Annotated in this window: 15 protein-coding genes; 3 read left to right on the top strand and 12 right to left on the bottom strand. The window is 69.7% G+C overall.

The features are described 5' to 3' along the window. Positions 1-120: 120 nt before the first annotated feature. The gene (locus IE195_RS05615; protein ID WP_191268311.1) at positions 121-1,665 is read left to right on the top strand and encodes a sensor histidine kinase; all 1,545 of its coding nucleotides are present in this window, start codon (positions 121-123) and stop codon (positions 1,663-1,665) included. A 174-nt stretch (positions 1,666-1,839) separates the two neighbouring features. Here IE195_RS05615 and IE195_RS05610 read toward each other — a convergent pair whose 3' ends face one another. Together IE195_RS05610 and IE195_RS05605 are read right to left on the bottom strand one after the other, a co-directional pair. Beyond that, positions 1,840-2,094 (bottom strand): WhiB family transcriptional regulator, encoded by a 255-nt coding sequence (locus tag IE195_RS05610; RefSeq protein ID WP_191268310.1) that lies wholly within the window; start codon positions 2,092-2,094, stop codon positions 1,840-1,842. Between the two features lie 286 nt (positions 2,095-2,380). After that, positions 2,381-3,313, bottom strand: coding sequence for a diacylglycerol/lipid kinase family protein (locus IE195_RS05605; RefSeq protein WP_191268309.1), 933 nt, complete (start codon positions 3,311-3,313; stop codon positions 2,381-2,383). 111 nt (positions 3,314-3,424) lie between these two features. Between IE195_RS05605 and IE195_RS05600 the strand changes: the two genes are divergently transcribed. Continuing rightward, the gene (locus tag IE195_RS05600; protein ID WP_191268308.1) at positions 3,425-3,823 is read left to right on the top strand and encodes a hypothetical protein; all 399 of its coding nucleotides are present in this window, start codon (positions 3,425-3,427) and stop codon (positions 3,821-3,823) included. Positions 3,824-3,854: 31 nt separating this feature from the next. Here the strand turns inward: IE195_RS05600 and IE195_RS05595 are convergent, their stop codons facing one another. From IE195_RS05595 to IE195_RS05565, 7 genes are all read right to left on the bottom strand, one after another. After that, positions 3,855-4,613 carry an RNA polymerase sigma factor SigF gene (locus IE195_RS05595; RefSeq protein ID WP_014909463.1) on the bottom strand — a complete coding sequence of 253 codons (759 nt, stop codon included), beginning with the start codon at positions 4,611-4,613 and terminating at the stop codon, positions 3,855-3,857. 41 nt (positions 4,614-4,654) lie between these two features. Continuing rightward, positions 4,655-5,080, bottom strand: a complete 426-nt coding sequence (locus tag IE195_RS05590) for an ATP-binding protein (protein WP_191268307.1) — start codon at positions 5,078-5,080, stop codon at positions 4,655-4,657. A 125-nt stretch (positions 5,081-5,205) separates the two neighbouring features. Then, positions 5,206-5,697, bottom strand: coding sequence for a GNAT family N-acetyltransferase (locus IE195_RS05585; RefSeq protein ID WP_191268306.1), 492 nt, complete (start codon positions 5,695-5,697; stop codon positions 5,206-5,208). A 124-nt stretch (positions 5,698-5,821) separates the two neighbouring features. Next, a complete protein-coding gene (locus IE195_RS05580; protein ID WP_191268305.1) occupies positions 5,822-6,412 on the bottom strand; it encodes a class I SAM-dependent methyltransferase in 591 nt (196 codons plus the stop codon). Between the two features lie 210 nt (positions 6,413-6,622). After that, positions 6,623-7,456: an amino acid ABC transporter ATP-binding protein gene (locus tag IE195_RS05575; RefSeq protein ID WP_225942333.1), complete on the bottom strand. Its 834-nt coding sequence runs from the start codon at positions 7,454-7,456 to the stop codon at positions 6,623-6,625. Beyond that, positions 7,456-8,418: an amino acid ABC transporter permease gene (locus tag IE195_RS05570; protein ID WP_191268304.1), complete on the bottom strand. Its 963-nt coding sequence runs from the start codon at positions 8,416-8,418 to the stop codon at positions 7,456-7,458. The genes IE195_RS05575 and IE195_RS05570 overlap by 1 nt, the downstream gene beginning before the upstream one ends. Before the next feature lie 43 nt (positions 8,419-8,461). Beyond that, positions 8,462-9,385, bottom strand: a complete 924-nt coding sequence (locus IE195_RS05565) for an ABC transporter substrate-binding protein (RefSeq protein ID WP_191268303.1) — start codon at positions 9,383-9,385, stop codon at positions 8,462-8,464. A gap of 385 nt (positions 9,386-9,770) precedes the next feature. Here IE195_RS05565 and IE195_RS05560 point away from each other — a divergent pair, with 385 nt between their 5' ends. Continuing rightward, the gene (locus IE195_RS05560; RefSeq protein ID WP_191268302.1) at positions 9,771-10,964 is read left to right on the top strand and encodes an NAD(P)-dependent malic enzyme; all 1,194 of its coding nucleotides are present in this window, start codon (positions 9,771-9,773) and stop codon (positions 10,962-10,964) included. Between the two features lie 69 nt (positions 10,965-11,033). Here the strand turns inward: IE195_RS05560 and IE195_RS05555 are convergent, their stop codons facing one another. From IE195_RS05555 to IE195_RS05545, 3 genes are all read right to left on the bottom strand, one after another. Continuing rightward, positions 11,034-11,213, bottom strand: a complete 180-nt coding sequence (locus tag IE195_RS05555; RefSeq protein WP_191268301.1) for a hypothetical protein — start codon at positions 11,211-11,213, stop codon at positions 11,034-11,036. A gap of 85 nt (positions 11,214-11,298) precedes the next feature. Then, complete coding sequence (locus IE195_RS05550; RefSeq protein WP_191268300.1) at positions 11,299-12,294, bottom strand: PadR family transcriptional regulator; 996 nt, start codon at positions 12,292-12,294, stop codon at positions 11,299-11,301. Beyond that, on the bottom strand, positions 12,295-13,146 hold the full coding sequence (locus tag IE195_RS05545) for a DUF4097 family beta strand repeat-containing protein (RefSeq protein WP_191268299.1): 852 nt from the start codon (positions 13,144-13,146) through the stop codon (positions 12,295-12,297). Positions 13,147-13,299: the final 153 nt, after the last annotated feature.

Genomic DNA, 13,299 nt, shown 5'->3' with positions numbered 1-13,299 from the left:
CTTGTCCCACACCCCGCCCGGAAGTGGCCGGTCCGGCTGCCCTTCGGGCGCCGATTGGTGTGGACCACTGGTCGAGTGCGTGTCTCTTGAGTATGCACGGCTCCATGGGATGATTTGTGAGTGCCTCACCTCAGCGACCTCATTCGCCGCCACACGTCACTCAAGCAGGCGGACCTGGAGTGGATCCACTCCCTGGTCTCCGACTGGCAGCTCCTGGCCGACCTCTCCTTCGCGGACCTCGTGCTGTGGGTGCGCCTACGCGGGGACGACGGCTGGGTCGCCATCGCGCAGATGCGTCCCACCACCGGGCCCACCGCCTTCCAGGACGACCTGGTCGAGACGGTGCTCAGGGACGACATGACCGATGTCACGTCCCGTTCCGGCCCCAGGGTGGTCGGCCGCCGCGCGCTCATAGACCGGGCCTGGAGCGAGGGCCGGATCTGCCGGGACGGCGACCCCGACTGGTCGGGCGGCGTGCCGGTGCGGGAGGAGACCATTCCGGTCCGCCGCGCGGGCAACCTCATCGCCGTCATCCAACGGAGTACCAACCTGAGTTCGGCGCGCACACCGAGCCGTCTGGAGCTCACCTACCTCCAGAGCGCGGGCGACCTCGCCCAGATGATCGCCGAGGGCGCCTTCCCGTTCAGTGACCAGGGGCCGCTCATGGTCCGCTCCCCGAGGGTGGGCGACGGTCTGCTCCGACTGGACCAGAACGGCGAGGTGGTCTACGCCAGCCCGAACGCCCTCTCCGCCTACCGGCGCCTGGGGCTGACCGCGGACCTGGTCGGCGCGCGCCTGGACCGGACCACGCTGGAGCTGGCCGTCCAGGGGGAGGCCCGGGACGAGAACCTGACCTACACCGCGAGCGGGCGCGCCCCGCAGGAGGCCGAGGTCGAGGCGCGCGGGGTCACCGTCCAGTTGAGGTCCATACCGCTGGTCATCGACGGTGTGCGGATCGGCGCCCTGGTGATGGTCCGCGACGTCACCGAGCTCCGGCGGCGCGAGCGCGAGCTCATGACCAAGGACGCGACCATCCGGGAGATCCACCACCGGGTGAAGAACAACCTCCAGACGGTGGCGGCGCTGCTGCGCCTGCAGTCGCGGCGCCTGGACATCCCCGAGGCTCGGGCGGCCCTGGACGAGGCGGTCGGCCGGGTGGGTTCGATCGCGATCGTGCACGAGATGCTCTCGCACACCCCGGACGAGGTCGTGGACTTCGACGACATCGCCGACCGGGTCATGCAGATGGCGGCGGAGGTGTCGTCCACGGGCAGCACGGTGGTGCCCCGGCGGGACGGGCACTTCGGGCTGTTGAACGCGTTGGTGGCCACACCGCTGTCGATGGTTCTGGCCGAACTGGTGCAGAACGCGGTGGAGCACGGGCTGGGTCAGGGTCCGGGGTTGATCGAGGTGAGGGTGCACCGGTTCGATGCGGGGCCGGGCTTCCCGGGCACGAGCAGCCTGGAACTGGCCGTCTCCGACGACGGGGGCGGTCTCCCGGAGGACTTCGACCTGGAGGGGACCACGAGCCTGGGGCTGCAGATCGTGCGAACCCTGATCGTGGGCGAGCTCGGGGGGACTCTGGCGATCAAGCCAAAGGAGAGCGGCGGTACGGAGGTGGCGATCAGCCTGCCTCTGGAACACGAGGAGAGGGAGGCTCCCTAGGCGGCCGCGTCCGCCCGGCGACGGGACCGTGCCCGCACGGCCGTGTGCCGTCCCCCGCCGCGCCAGCGGGGGGTCGGTGGCATCACCGCCACGCGGTGCCCGGAGGCACCGTTGCGCTCCGGGGCGTACCGGGACGGTTCCCGCGTGTCGTCCGTCGGTGACGGAGCGGGAGGGTCAGCTGCGGACCATGGGCCGCAGTGCGGAGCCGCGGCGCTTGATGCGACGCCGCTCCTCCTCGGAGGTCCCTCCCCAGACCCCGCCGTCCTGGCCGCTTTCCAGCGCCCACTTCAGGCAGGCGGAACTGACCGGGCAGCGCTGGCAGACTGCCTTGGCCTCCTCGATCTGGATCAGTGCGGGGCCGTAGTTGCCGATGGGGAAGAAGAGTTCGGGGTCTTCGTCACGGCAGGCTGCGTCATGGCGCCAGTCCATGCGGTCCACTCCTCACAGTGAGGCGATCATTTGTGAAGCTTTTCACGATCGGAATGTGCAAGGGCGCCCGGTGGATGGGGACCACCGGGGGGGCGTCCAGGCCGAGGTAGTTGAGGTTTCACCCCACGGCCACGTGGGAAGCGCCCAAATTAACTCGCCCGTAACTCGCGGCGATAACTTGAGCGTGACAGGATCGCGGGGGCCATGCAAGAGCTCCCGAGGCCGAAGGTCCTGTTCGGCGTGTCGGGTGCGTCACAGTGGTCGTGAATGGTTGCTTTCTCGGTAATTAACAGAAGATTCGTAATGCCTTCGGTACCGAGTGGAAGTTGACCTGTTTGCGCTCTCCCAGGTATTCACCGTCGATTTGGAAGGCTCTCGGATGGCTTGACGAGATCCGGAGCGCCGACTGGTCGTGCCAGGTCACGTAGCCGTCCCCACGTGTGGGAAGACCCTTGGGGAAGAACATCTGGGAAAGAACCCAGCCAGTCAGCGCGTGCGAGGACTGGGTCAGCGCGAAAGCGTCCAGGCCGAGCTCGAAACGGGAGTCCGGGGTCGGTTGAAGCGGTAGCGCTCCCGCGTACGTCCACGGAGTGGTGTTCGTGACCAGTGCGAAATAGACATGGTCCAGAGACCTTCCGCCACCGGACACGCTGAGTGACGGATCGCGTATATCCCCTTGGAAGAACAGCTTTACCGCGGCTTCCGCGTAGAGAGCCGGAGTCGCCTTCCTGCCGTTGCCGCGTTCGTGTTCCACCTGTTGCACCACGTCGGCGTCCCAACCGAATCCGGCACAGAACGTGAAGTACCGGTCGTCCTGGTCGCTGGTGATCCGACCCAGCCCGATCTCCTTCTCGCGCCCCGCCCGGATCGCCTCCAGCACCGCGCCGGTGGCCTCGATCGGGTCGCCGGGGACGCCCAGGGCACGGATGAACACGTTCGCGCTGCCCCCGGGAATCACGGCGTAGCGGGGGCGGGCCAGCTCCTGCGGGGTGGCGAGGAGGCCGTTGACGACCTCGTTGACGGTGCCGTCACCGCCGAGGCTCAACACGAGTTCGTAGCCTTCGGCCGCGGCCGTCGCGGCCAGTTCACGGGCGTGGTCGCGGTAGGCGGTCTCGACGGTGGCGACGTCCAGCTCGGACGCCAGGGCGCCCAGGATCACCTCACGGGTGCGCGAGGTGGTCGTGGTCGCATGGGGGTTCACGATGAATAGGGCTCGCACCCGGCCAGTCTAGGCGGTGGGCGCCTCGCCGGGGGTGGAGCGGATCTCCGCGACCCGGAGCAGGGCGGGGGCGAGGAGGGGGGAGCCCCGGAGCACGTATAGGCTCGTCGGGTGTCCTCGCGTCCCATCACCCTCGTCGTCGCCGCCGCACTGGAGGCCCTGGTCGGGCTGGCCGCGGCGGTCGGCGGTCTCTACAGCCTCTACACCGCGATCACCGGCCGGGCCGGTGATCCGGTCACCTCCGCCATCCCGCTCACCCTGATCGGTGTCGGGGTCGGTGCGTTGCTGGTCTTCGTCGCGCGCGGGCTGTGGCAGCTGCGCGACTGGGCCCGCACCCCGGTGGTGGTCACCCAGCTCTTCATGGCCGTGGTGGCGTACTACATGTTCACGGGGGAGCAGTACCTGTTCGGCGCGGTCATGCTCGGCACGGCCGTCGTCGCCGCGGCCGCGGTCCTGGCACCGCCGACGACCGCGGTGCTGTTCCCCGGGACCGAAGAGGGTCGCCGGTAGCCAGCACCGCGGCCGAAGGCCACGGACCAGGTCAGTCGTCCGTGGTGAGAGCCTGCCGCAACTGTGCCAGGGTGCGCGCCAGCAGACGCGACACGTGCATCTGGGAGATCCCCAGCTCCTGGGCGATCTGCGACTGGGTCATGTTCCCGAAGAAGCGCAGCAGCAGGATGCGCTTCTCCCGGGGCGGTAGCTGTTCCAGAAGAGGTTTCAGCGACTCGCGGTACTCGACGCCCTCCAGTGACTCGTCGACGATCCCCAGCGAGTCGGCCACCGCGGGGGCGTCCTCGTCACCGCTGTCGGGAGCGTCCAACGAAACCGTCGAGTAGGCGTTGGCGGACTCCAGGCCCTCCAACACCTCCTCCTCGGTCATCTGGAGGTGCTGGGCCAGTTCCGCCACGGTGGGGGAGCGCCCCTCCCGCTGCGAGAGGTCGCTGACGGCCTTTGTCAGCGAGAGCTTCAGCTCCTGGAGGCGGCGGGGTACCCGTACCGCCCAGCCCTTGTCCCGGAAGTGACGCTTGATCTCACCGACGATCGTCGGGGTCGCGTAGGTGGAGAACTCCACCCCGCGCTCCAGGTCGAACCGGTCGATGGACTTGATGAGCCCGATCGTGGCCACCTGGGTGAGATCGTCCAGCCACTCACCGCGGTTGCGGAACCGCCGGGCCAGGTACTCCACCAAGGGCAGGTGGAGTTCCACCAGCTCGTCCCGGATCCTCCGGCGCTCGGCCGAGTCCGCGTCGAGTTCGTTAAGGCGCTCGAACAACTCTCTCGCGCGCGCCCGGTCGGGCACCGCGTGCTCGGTCTTCGCTGTCAGAGCGGGCCCCCTTTCGCTCACGCCGACTCCAGGGTGCCGCGGCGTTTGTACAGGACGATGTAGACGCGGTCGTCCGGGCCGACCCCCGCGTCGACATCCCCCGCGAGAGCGGACAGGACGGTCCAGGCGAAGGTGTCCCGGGCGGGGAGGCGTCCGTCCGCGGTCAGCACCGAGACGGAGATGCGCATCCCATCGGGGGTGAGTTCGAATTCCGTGGTCAGTTCTGTGCCCGGCAGCGCCTGGGAGAGGAGCATCGCGCACGCCTCGTCGACCCCGATCCTCAGGTCCTCGATCTCGTCGAGGGTGAAGTCGAGCCGTGCTGCCAGCCCTGCCGTCGCCGTGCGCAGGACAGACAGATAAGCGCTGTCGGCGGGCATGTTGACGGTGACAGCGTCGCGTACACCGGTGGCGTCGGCCGTGGGCACAGCGGTTTCTTCGGTCACGTCCCTCCTTCGGGGGGCGAGGTTGCCGCTTGAGAGCAATGTATCTCGTTTCACCCTGCCACTGACGCAGGGAGGGTGGGTCGTGTCCGTCCGTCAAGGCGCGGATACGAGACGAACGGCCCGGCTCAGCCCTTTGTGGAGCCCAGGTCGGCCAGCGCGTCGCCGTCCAGGCGACGGACCGTCCACTCGTCCATGGACGTCGAACCCAGGGACTCGTAGAACCCGATCGCGGGCATGTTCCAGTCCAGCACCGACCACTCCAGCCGGGTGTAGCCGCGTTCCACGCAGAGCCGGGCGAGGTTCCTCAGCAGGGCCAGGCCGTAGCCGTTTCCGCGTAGTTCGGGGCGGACGTACAGGTCCTCCAGGTAGATGCCGTGTCGGCCGGTCCAGGTGGAGTAGTTGCGGAACCACAGGGCGAACCCCGCGGGGGCGGGCGGGCCGCTGCCGCCCGCGTGCTCCGCCACGTGCGCGTACACCGAGGCATCCGGTCCGAACAGTGCGGTGTGCAGATCCTCCTCGGTCGAGACGACCGCGTCGGGTTCCTTCTCGTACTCCGCGAGTTCCCGGATCATCTGGTGGATCTCGGGAACGTCGTCAGGGCGGGCGGGACGGATCATCGGTCCACCTAGTCGCGGGTCGGAGCTGCGGTCGTTTCCAGGGTATGCGCTGGACGGAGGGGGTTCGCGGGGGCCGGGGGACCCGCGTGGCGTTCGGCCCGCGGGACCCGTCCGGTCGGTCCGCTCAGCGAGGCCGGTGCGCGACCAACCGCTCCACCAGTCCGAGGAGCAGGCGGTCGTGGTGGCCCACCTCGAAGCCGACCTCCTCGGCCACGGCCCGGGGCAGTCTGCGCGGGTGCTTGCGCAGGCGTTCACGCAGCCGGAACGGGAACCGGGTGTACTCGATGTGGTCGACCAGCAGCAACCGGCCCCCGGGCACCAGCACCCGGTGCATCTCCGCCAGCGCACGCTCCTGGTCGGGGACCGCGCACAGGGCGAGCACGCACACCACGGTGTCGAAGGAGCGGTCGGCGAAGGACATCTGTTGGGCGTCGCCCTCCACCAGGGAGACCGGACGCCCCTGTTCCTCGGCCCTGTCCCGGGCCCGGGACAGCATGGCGGGGCTCAGGTCCAGTCCGGTCAGCTTCACCTGGGGCGGGTAGTACTCCAGGTTTCGTCCCGTCCCCACGGCCACCTCCAGGGTGCGCCCCCTGGCACCGCCGCAGAGCAGGGCACGGGTCCGCAGGATCGCCGGCGGCTCGTAACGGCCTCCGGAGTCGTAGCTCCCGGACCGGTCATCCCAGAGCTTGCGGGCCTTCTCCGTACGCGCGTCCATGGCTCTCCCCGGGGTCCAGGCCCTGATTCACGGATCACCCCAGACCGTCTGGGTGCCCCTGGGAGATGACTCTGGCGTCGGGAGGCCCTCCGGTCAAGGGCATCGGGCCCCGGCTCGGCGGGCGTCTGCGCGAGGGGCCCGGGCGACGCGGGGGCCCCGCGCTCGCGGAGGAACGCGGGGCCGGGGCGATCCGACCGGGTGTGCCCGGTGTCAGAGGACCTTGGAGAGGAACGCCTGGGTGCGCTCGTGCCGGGGGTTGGAGAGCACCTCGGCGGGCGACCCCGACTCCACCACGACGCCGTCGTCCATGAAGACCAGCGAGTCGCCGACCTCGCGGGCGAAGCCCATCTCGTGGGTGACCACGACCATGGTCATGCCGCCCCCGGCCAGGTCCTGCATGACGTCCAGGACCTCACCGACCAGTTCCGGGTCCAGGGCGCTGGTGGGCTCGTCGAACAGCATGAGCGACGGCTCCATGGCCAGCGCGCGGGCGATGGCCACGCGCTGCTGCTGGCCGCCGGAGAGCTGTTCGGGGTAGGCGTTCGCCTTGTCCGGCAGCCCGACCCGTTCCAGCAGTTCCATGGCACGCTCGGTGGCTCGGGCCCTGGGCACCCGCTTGACCTGGACCGGCGCCTCGACGATGTTGCCGAGCACGGTCAGGTGGGGGAACAGGTTGAAGCGTTGGAAGACCATCCCGATGTCGCTGCGCTGGGCGGCGATCTCGCTGTCGCGCAGCTCGTACAGGCGCCCGCGCTTCTGGCGGTACCCCATCAGCTCGCCGTTGACCCACAGGCGGCCCGCGGTGAGCTTCTCCAGATGGTTGACGCAGCGCAGGAAGGTGGACTTCCCCGACCCCGAGGGGCCGACGATGCACATGACCTCGCCTCGCCGGACCTGCAGGTCGATGCCCTTGAGGACCTCCAGGCGCCCGAAGCTCTTGTGCACGTTCTCGGCCACCACGAGGGCGTCCCCGGGCGCGGCCGCGCCCTCCGCCGTTTCGGGGGCGGCCTCCTGCTCGCCGTGGTCCCTGGTCTTCTCAGCCATCAGTGCGCCCCTCCGACGATGCGCTCCCGGGCCGTGCCGCGCCCGCTCCGGTTGAACCTGCGTTCGATGAAGTACTGACCGGTCATCAGGACACTGGTGATCGCCAGGTACCACAGGCACGCCGCCACCAGCATCGGGAAGATCTGGTAGCTCCGGGTACCGATGGCCTGGAGCTGGTAGAACAGCTCGATGGTCACCGGTACGTAGGCGAGCAGCGCCGTGTCCTTGAGCATGGCGATGGTCTCGTTGCCCGTCGGGGGGATGACGACCCGCATCGCCTGCGGCAGGGTGATCCGCCGCATGATCTTGCTCTTGCTCATCCCCAGGGCCTGGGACGCCTCGGTCTGACCCTTGTCGACCGACTGCAGGCCGGCACGGATGATCTCCGCCATGTAGGCGCCCTCGGACAGGGACAGGGCCAGCAGGCCCGCGGTGTAACCGGTGAGCAGGGTGCGCGCGTCGATCTCGAAGAAGCGGGCGTCGCCCTCGAGGCCGAGCCACGGCATCCAGTAGTTGTCGAACGGCAGGCCGATGTGGATGGTCGAGTACAGGATGGCGAGGTTGCCGAAGAGCACCGCCAGTACGAGCCGGGGAACGCCGCGGAAGAACCACGTGTAGGTCCAGGAGACCGTGACCAGGACGGGGTTCCCGGACAGGCGCATCACCGCGAGGACGATGCCCAGGACGACGCCGATGACCATCGACAGCACGGTCGCGCTCAGTGTCACCCACACGCCCCGGACCACCGGTTCCGAGAACATGTTGTCGAGCATGAACGGCCAGTTGAACGCGGGGTTCGTGAACAGCATGTGCACGAACATCGCGGCGAGGACGAGGATGATCCCCGCTGCCACCCACCGTTCGGGGTACCGGACGGGGACGGCTGTGATCGGTGCGGCCGAACGGCCCGGGGTCGGTTCCTTCGACCCCGGGCCGCTCACCGGTTCGCTCGGTGAGGTCACGTTCAGACTTTCGCTTGGTGTCGGGCGGGAGCGGTCGGAGGAACTACTCCTCGACGGAGGGGTTCACCTCGGCGGTCTCCATGGCGCCGACCTCGATGCCCCACTCGCCGAGGACCTCCTCGTAGGTGCCGTCCTCGATCATGGTGTTGAAGGCGGCGGCGACGGCCTCCGCGAGCTCCTCGTCGTCCTGGTGGGTGAGGATGCCGTAGGGGGCGGCGTCGTACTGGTCGCCGATGAACTCCAGCTGTTCGCCGGTCTGCTGCAGGGCGTACAGCGAGGTCGGCAGGTCCGCCAGGGAGGCGTCGTTCAGGCCGGAGACGACGGTCTCGGTGGCCTGCGGCTGGGTCTGGAACTTCTCGACGGTGATGGCCTCCTCGCCGGCGTCGACGCACTCCTGGCTGCGGGCCTCGATGTCCGCGTCGTGGGTGGTGTTCGACTGTACGGCGATGCGCAGGCCGCAGGCGTTGTCGGGGTCCACGCCCTCGGGGTTGCCCGCCGGGGCGAACCACTGGGTGCCGGAGGAGAAGTAGCTGACCATGTTCACGGCCTCCATCCGGTCCTCCGTGATGGTGAAGGAGGACGAGCCGAGGTCGTAGTTGCCGGTGTCGACGCCGATGATGATCGAGTCGAAGGTGGTCGGCTCCCAGTCGGCCTCCAGACCGAGCTTGCCGAGGGCGGCCTCCAGCAGGTCGACGTTGAAGCCGAGGACGGTCTCGCCGTCCTCGTCCAGGTACTCACCGGGCGGGTAGGAGGCCTCGACGCCGATGGTGACGGAGCCGGCCTCGGCGATGTCCTCGGGGACGAGTGCGGCGAGCTCCTCGTCGACCGCCACCTCGGGAGCCTCGGGCGCCGCCGTGTCGTCGGTGGCGTCCTCTCCGCCACCGCAGGCCGCCAGGGCCAGGACACCGGCCGCGGTGAGGGCGGTGAGGTAGGTCCGGGGCTCGGACAGGGGCTTGCGCAGTGCCATGGTGGGGTCTCCTTCTGGGAGCACGGAGTGCCTGTTCAGAGCCGGGTTCAGCGTTGGACGCGGCCTGTCGGTAGCGACATTCAGGACATTATGCTTCATGCAGTGATGCGTCGGTAACGTTCCATCGTGTCGACCCGCGATTTTCCTCTGGTCACCGTTGTGAGAGGATTGCGTAACGGGTCATCCCCGTGAGAGGCGGACGCGCAGTACTCGCATAGGAGTCCGGCGAAGACTTGTCTCCCCCGGCGACACAACCGGTCATGGCCGACCGGCGCCGCGGAGAGCTCCCCTAGCACCCTTACGTCTTCGCGCGCGGTCCGTGGCTAACGCCGACCGTCCCCGTCATGGCCGACGTGGACGAACAGCAGACCGAGGGGTTTGAGTAGTGACCACCTTTTCTTCGCGTACCCAGAACACGTCCAAGCTGGACGAGGACCCGGCTTTCGCCATGCACCGCGGCGGCAAGCTGCACGTGACCTCCTCCGTGGACGTCAGTGACCACGAGGGCCTGTCCCTCGCCTACACCCCCGGCGTCGCCCGCGTCTGCGACGCCATCGCCGAGACCCCCGACCTCGTCGAGACCTACACCTGGAAGAGCAACCTGGTCGCCGTCGTCACCGACGGCACCGCCGTGCTCGGCCTGGGCAACATCGGCCCGGAGGCCTCCCTGCCGGTCATGGAGGGCAAGTCGCTGCTCTTCAAGCAGTTCGGCGACGTCGACTCCGTGCCTATCGCGCTCAACTGCACCGGCGTCGACGAGATCGTCGAGACCGTCGTGCGGATGTCGCCGTCCTTCGGCGGGATCAACCTGGAGGACATCGCGGCCCCGCGCTGCTTCGAGATCGAGGCCAAGCTGCGTGAGCGCCTGGACATCCCGGTCTTCCACGACGACCAGCACGGCACCGCCATCGTGACCGTCGCCGCGCTGCACAACGCCGCCCGCCTCACCGGCCGCACCTTGGCCGACCTGCGCGTCGTCGTCTCCGGAGCGGGCGCCGCGGGTGTCGCCGTCACGAAGATGCTCATCGACGGCGGTATCGGCGACATCGCCGTGGCCGACTCCAAGGGCATGATCTACGACGGCCGCGAGGGCCTGACCCCGGTCAAGCAGGAGCTGGCCTCCATCAGCAACAAGGCCGGGATCCAGGGTTCCATCGAGAGCGCCCTCAACGGCGCCGACGTGTTCGTCGGGCTCTCCGCGGGCGAGGTCCCCGAGTCGGTCGTGGCCACCATGGCCGAGAACGCGATCGTCTTCGCCATGGCCAACCCCAACCCGGAGGTGCACCCGGACGTCGCCCGCAAGTACGCGAGCGTCGTCGCCACCGGGCGCAGCGACTTCCCGAACCAGATCAACAACGTGCTGGCCTTCCCCGGGGTCTTCCGGGGCGCCTTCGACGTCCAGGCCACCGACATCACCGAGAACATGAAGCTGGCCGCGGCCAAGGCGCTGGCCGAGCTCGTCGGTGACGACCTGAGCGCCGACTACGTCATCCCCAGCTCCTTCGACGAGCGGGTGGTCCCGGCGGTCTCCGCCGCGGTCGCCGCCCAGGCCCGCCAGGACGGTGTCGCCCGCCGTTAGGAACAGGCCCGGGGCGAGGACCCGGGGCGTGCCACGGGGCCCGGTCCGCACGGTTGCGGACCGGGCCCCTCACATCAGCTCCGCCGGAGTGCCGAACTCCTCGGCCAGGAGCGCCAGGGCCGCACGCAGGTCGGCGAGTGCGGCGTCCGGGGTCTCCCCCTCGCCGCGGGCGCCGGTGCCGGGGCGGAGCAGGGCGCGGGCGCACCAGACGCCGTTCTCGTCCTGCTCGATCGTGTACGGGACCAGCACGGGCTCTTCCTTCTCCTTCGGATGACGCGACCGAGGGGCCCGGAGGACCACGCCCCCGCGTGGTCCTCCGGGCCCCTGCCGCCGGTCAGTCCCTCTTCCGGTCGTCCTCGCCGGTGGCGGCGGACCAGGGATCGCCGCCGGTGGGCGGCATCGGCCGGGCGTCCCGGCTCCGCGACCCGGGGCCGGACTCCTCGCCCGACGGCCCCTCGTCCGTGCTCTGCGATCGCCCGGGCCCCTCGGCCGCGCTCTCCGAGCCCCCGTGGCTCTCCTCGCGGTCCTTCTCGGGCGGGCCCCAGCGACTCATGTCGCGACGGATCACCTCGACGGTGTCGTCGAGGATGCGGCGCAGGTCGTGTGCGGCGGACCCGCCCACCTGTCCGGCGCCGCGGACCATGTCGCGCACACGCACCGAGAAGTCGCGCAGGGCGTGCTCCAGGTCCGGGCGGTCGTCCTCCCCGGCCCTCGCGCCGGTCTCCTCGCCTGCGTGCTCGTCCCGCTCGGCTCCGGTACGGCCCCAGGTGGCCCCGAAGGAGCCGAAGCCCTGGGCGAAACGCTCCCACTCGCGGGCCCACAGGCCGCTGTCCCCGCAGTCGCGGTCCCGCTGCCGCCCGCTGCCCCGGTCGTCGTCGGTGCGCTCGCCCGGCTCGTGCTCCTCGGGGCCCTGGTCCCCTCCGGCCTCCCCGGCCGGGTCGCGGCGGCTCCCGCCCGCGGTGAACTTGAGCTCGTCGCGCAGCGAGCTGATGGTGGCGCGCACGTCCTGCTTGACCGCCCGGGCGATGTCACGCACCGAGTCGGTGATCTCCTGCTCCAGGTCGTCCAGGTCGCCACTGCGGGCACGCAGCTCCGCGCGTCCCTTGTCGGTGAGGCTGTAGACCTTGCGGCCGCCCTCCTCGGTGTGCGTGACCAGACCTTCCTCCTCCAGCCGTGCGAGCCGGGGATAGATGGTGCCGGGGGAGGGCGAGTACACACCGAGGAAACGGTCGCGGAGCAGGCTGATGATCTCGTAACCGTGCCGCGGGCTCTCGTCCAGCAGCTTGAGCAGGTAGAGACGCAGCCTGCCGTGGCCGAAGATGGTACTCATTCAGGCCCCCTCGGGGATCGCGGCCGGAGCCTCGGGTGCGCGCCGCAGCAGCGCTGTCCGGCCGGACACGGTGTTGACACTGATGGAGGCGGGGTCGACACCCACGCCGATCTTGCCGCTCAGGGCGCTGCGGGCCGGAGCGCTGCGCCGGTCCAGGCCGAAGTCGGAGTCCACCTTCCCGGTGACGGTGCGCAGCTCCACGGTGGCGGAGCTCTCCGAGGGGACCCGCAGGGCCACCTCGCCGGAGACCGTGTTCACCCGGACCCGGGCGGAGGGTGCCAGGTCCGTGTCGACCAGCACGTGGCCGGAGGCGGACTTGGCGCGTAGCTCGGACAGGCGGCCGCCGGCCACCGCCAGCTGGCCGCTGGCGCTGTTGAAGCCCAGGGTGCCGCCGGGGGCGCGCACCGAGGCGTTGCCCGAGGCGGTGTTGAGCTCGGTCTCACCGGAGACGCCGTCCAGGGTGATCTCGCCGGTGGCGGTCCGCAGCCGGGTGCGGGAGGTCAGCCCGGCCACCACCACGGGGGCGCTGGCCGTGGTCACCTCGACCGGGCAGGCGCGCGGGACCCGCAGGTTGACCGTGGCCCGTCGCGAGCCGACGTTCCTGTACCCGCTCAGCTGGATGGGCTTGAGCCGGTCCAACAGGCCCTGACCGGTGAGGTCCCGGTAGTGGACGGTGAGGATGCCCGCTTCCTGGGTGACCTCCAGGGGCTCGCCCTCGATGTCGGTGATCTCGAAGGTGACCGGGTCATCCGTGGGGATGATGTTGACCTGGCCGCCGACGATCCGCACCTTCAGGGCGACGATGCCGTCCAGGGTGTGGGTCATCGGACTGTCGATGGTCCATCGTGCCATCGTGAACCCTTTCCACTCGCTCTCGATGCCTTCACGATATGTCTCGTGTCTGCCGAACTCAAGATATGTCGCGGATTTCAGGGTCGGCTCAGGGATGACTAGGGGCTGCCCCCGGCAGGCGTGGCGCGGACTGCGCTTGGACGGGGACTCAAC

Source organism: Nocardiopsis terrae (assembly GCF_014651695.1).
Lineage (GTDB): Bacteria > Actinomycetota > Actinomycetes > Streptosporangiales > Streptosporangiaceae > Nocardiopsis > Nocardiopsis terrae.
This window is presented reverse-complemented; position numbering and strand designations above follow the sequence as displayed.

Coding starts and splice junctions, on each gene's coding strand:
- IE195_RS05610 (WP_191268310.1), bottom strand. CDS start 2,094: ATGGACTGGCGCCATGACGCAGCCTGCCGTGACGAAGACCCCGAACTC.
- IE195_RS05585 (WP_191268306.1), bottom strand. CDS start 5,697: ATGATCCGTCCCGCCCGCCCTGACGACGTTCCCGAGATCCACCAGATG.
- IE195_RS05580 (WP_191268305.1), bottom strand. CDS start 6,412: ATGGACGCGCGTACGGAGAAGGCCCGCAAGCTCTGGGATGACCGGTCC.
- IE195_RS05575 (WP_225942333.1), bottom strand. CDS start 7,456: ATGGCTGAGAAGACCAGGGACCACGGCGAGCAGGAGGCCGCCCCCGAA.
- IE195_RS05565 (WP_191268303.1), bottom strand. CDS start 9,385: ATGGCACTGCGCAAGCCCCTGTCCGAGCCCCGGACCTACCTCACCGCC.
- IE195_RS05550 (WP_191268300.1), bottom strand. CDS start 12,294: ATGAGTACCATCTTCGGCCACGGCAGGCTGCGTCTCTACCTGCTCAAG.
- IE195_RS05545 (WP_191268299.1), bottom strand. CDS start 13,146: ATGGCACGATGGACCATCGACAGTCCGATGACCCACACCCTGGACGGC.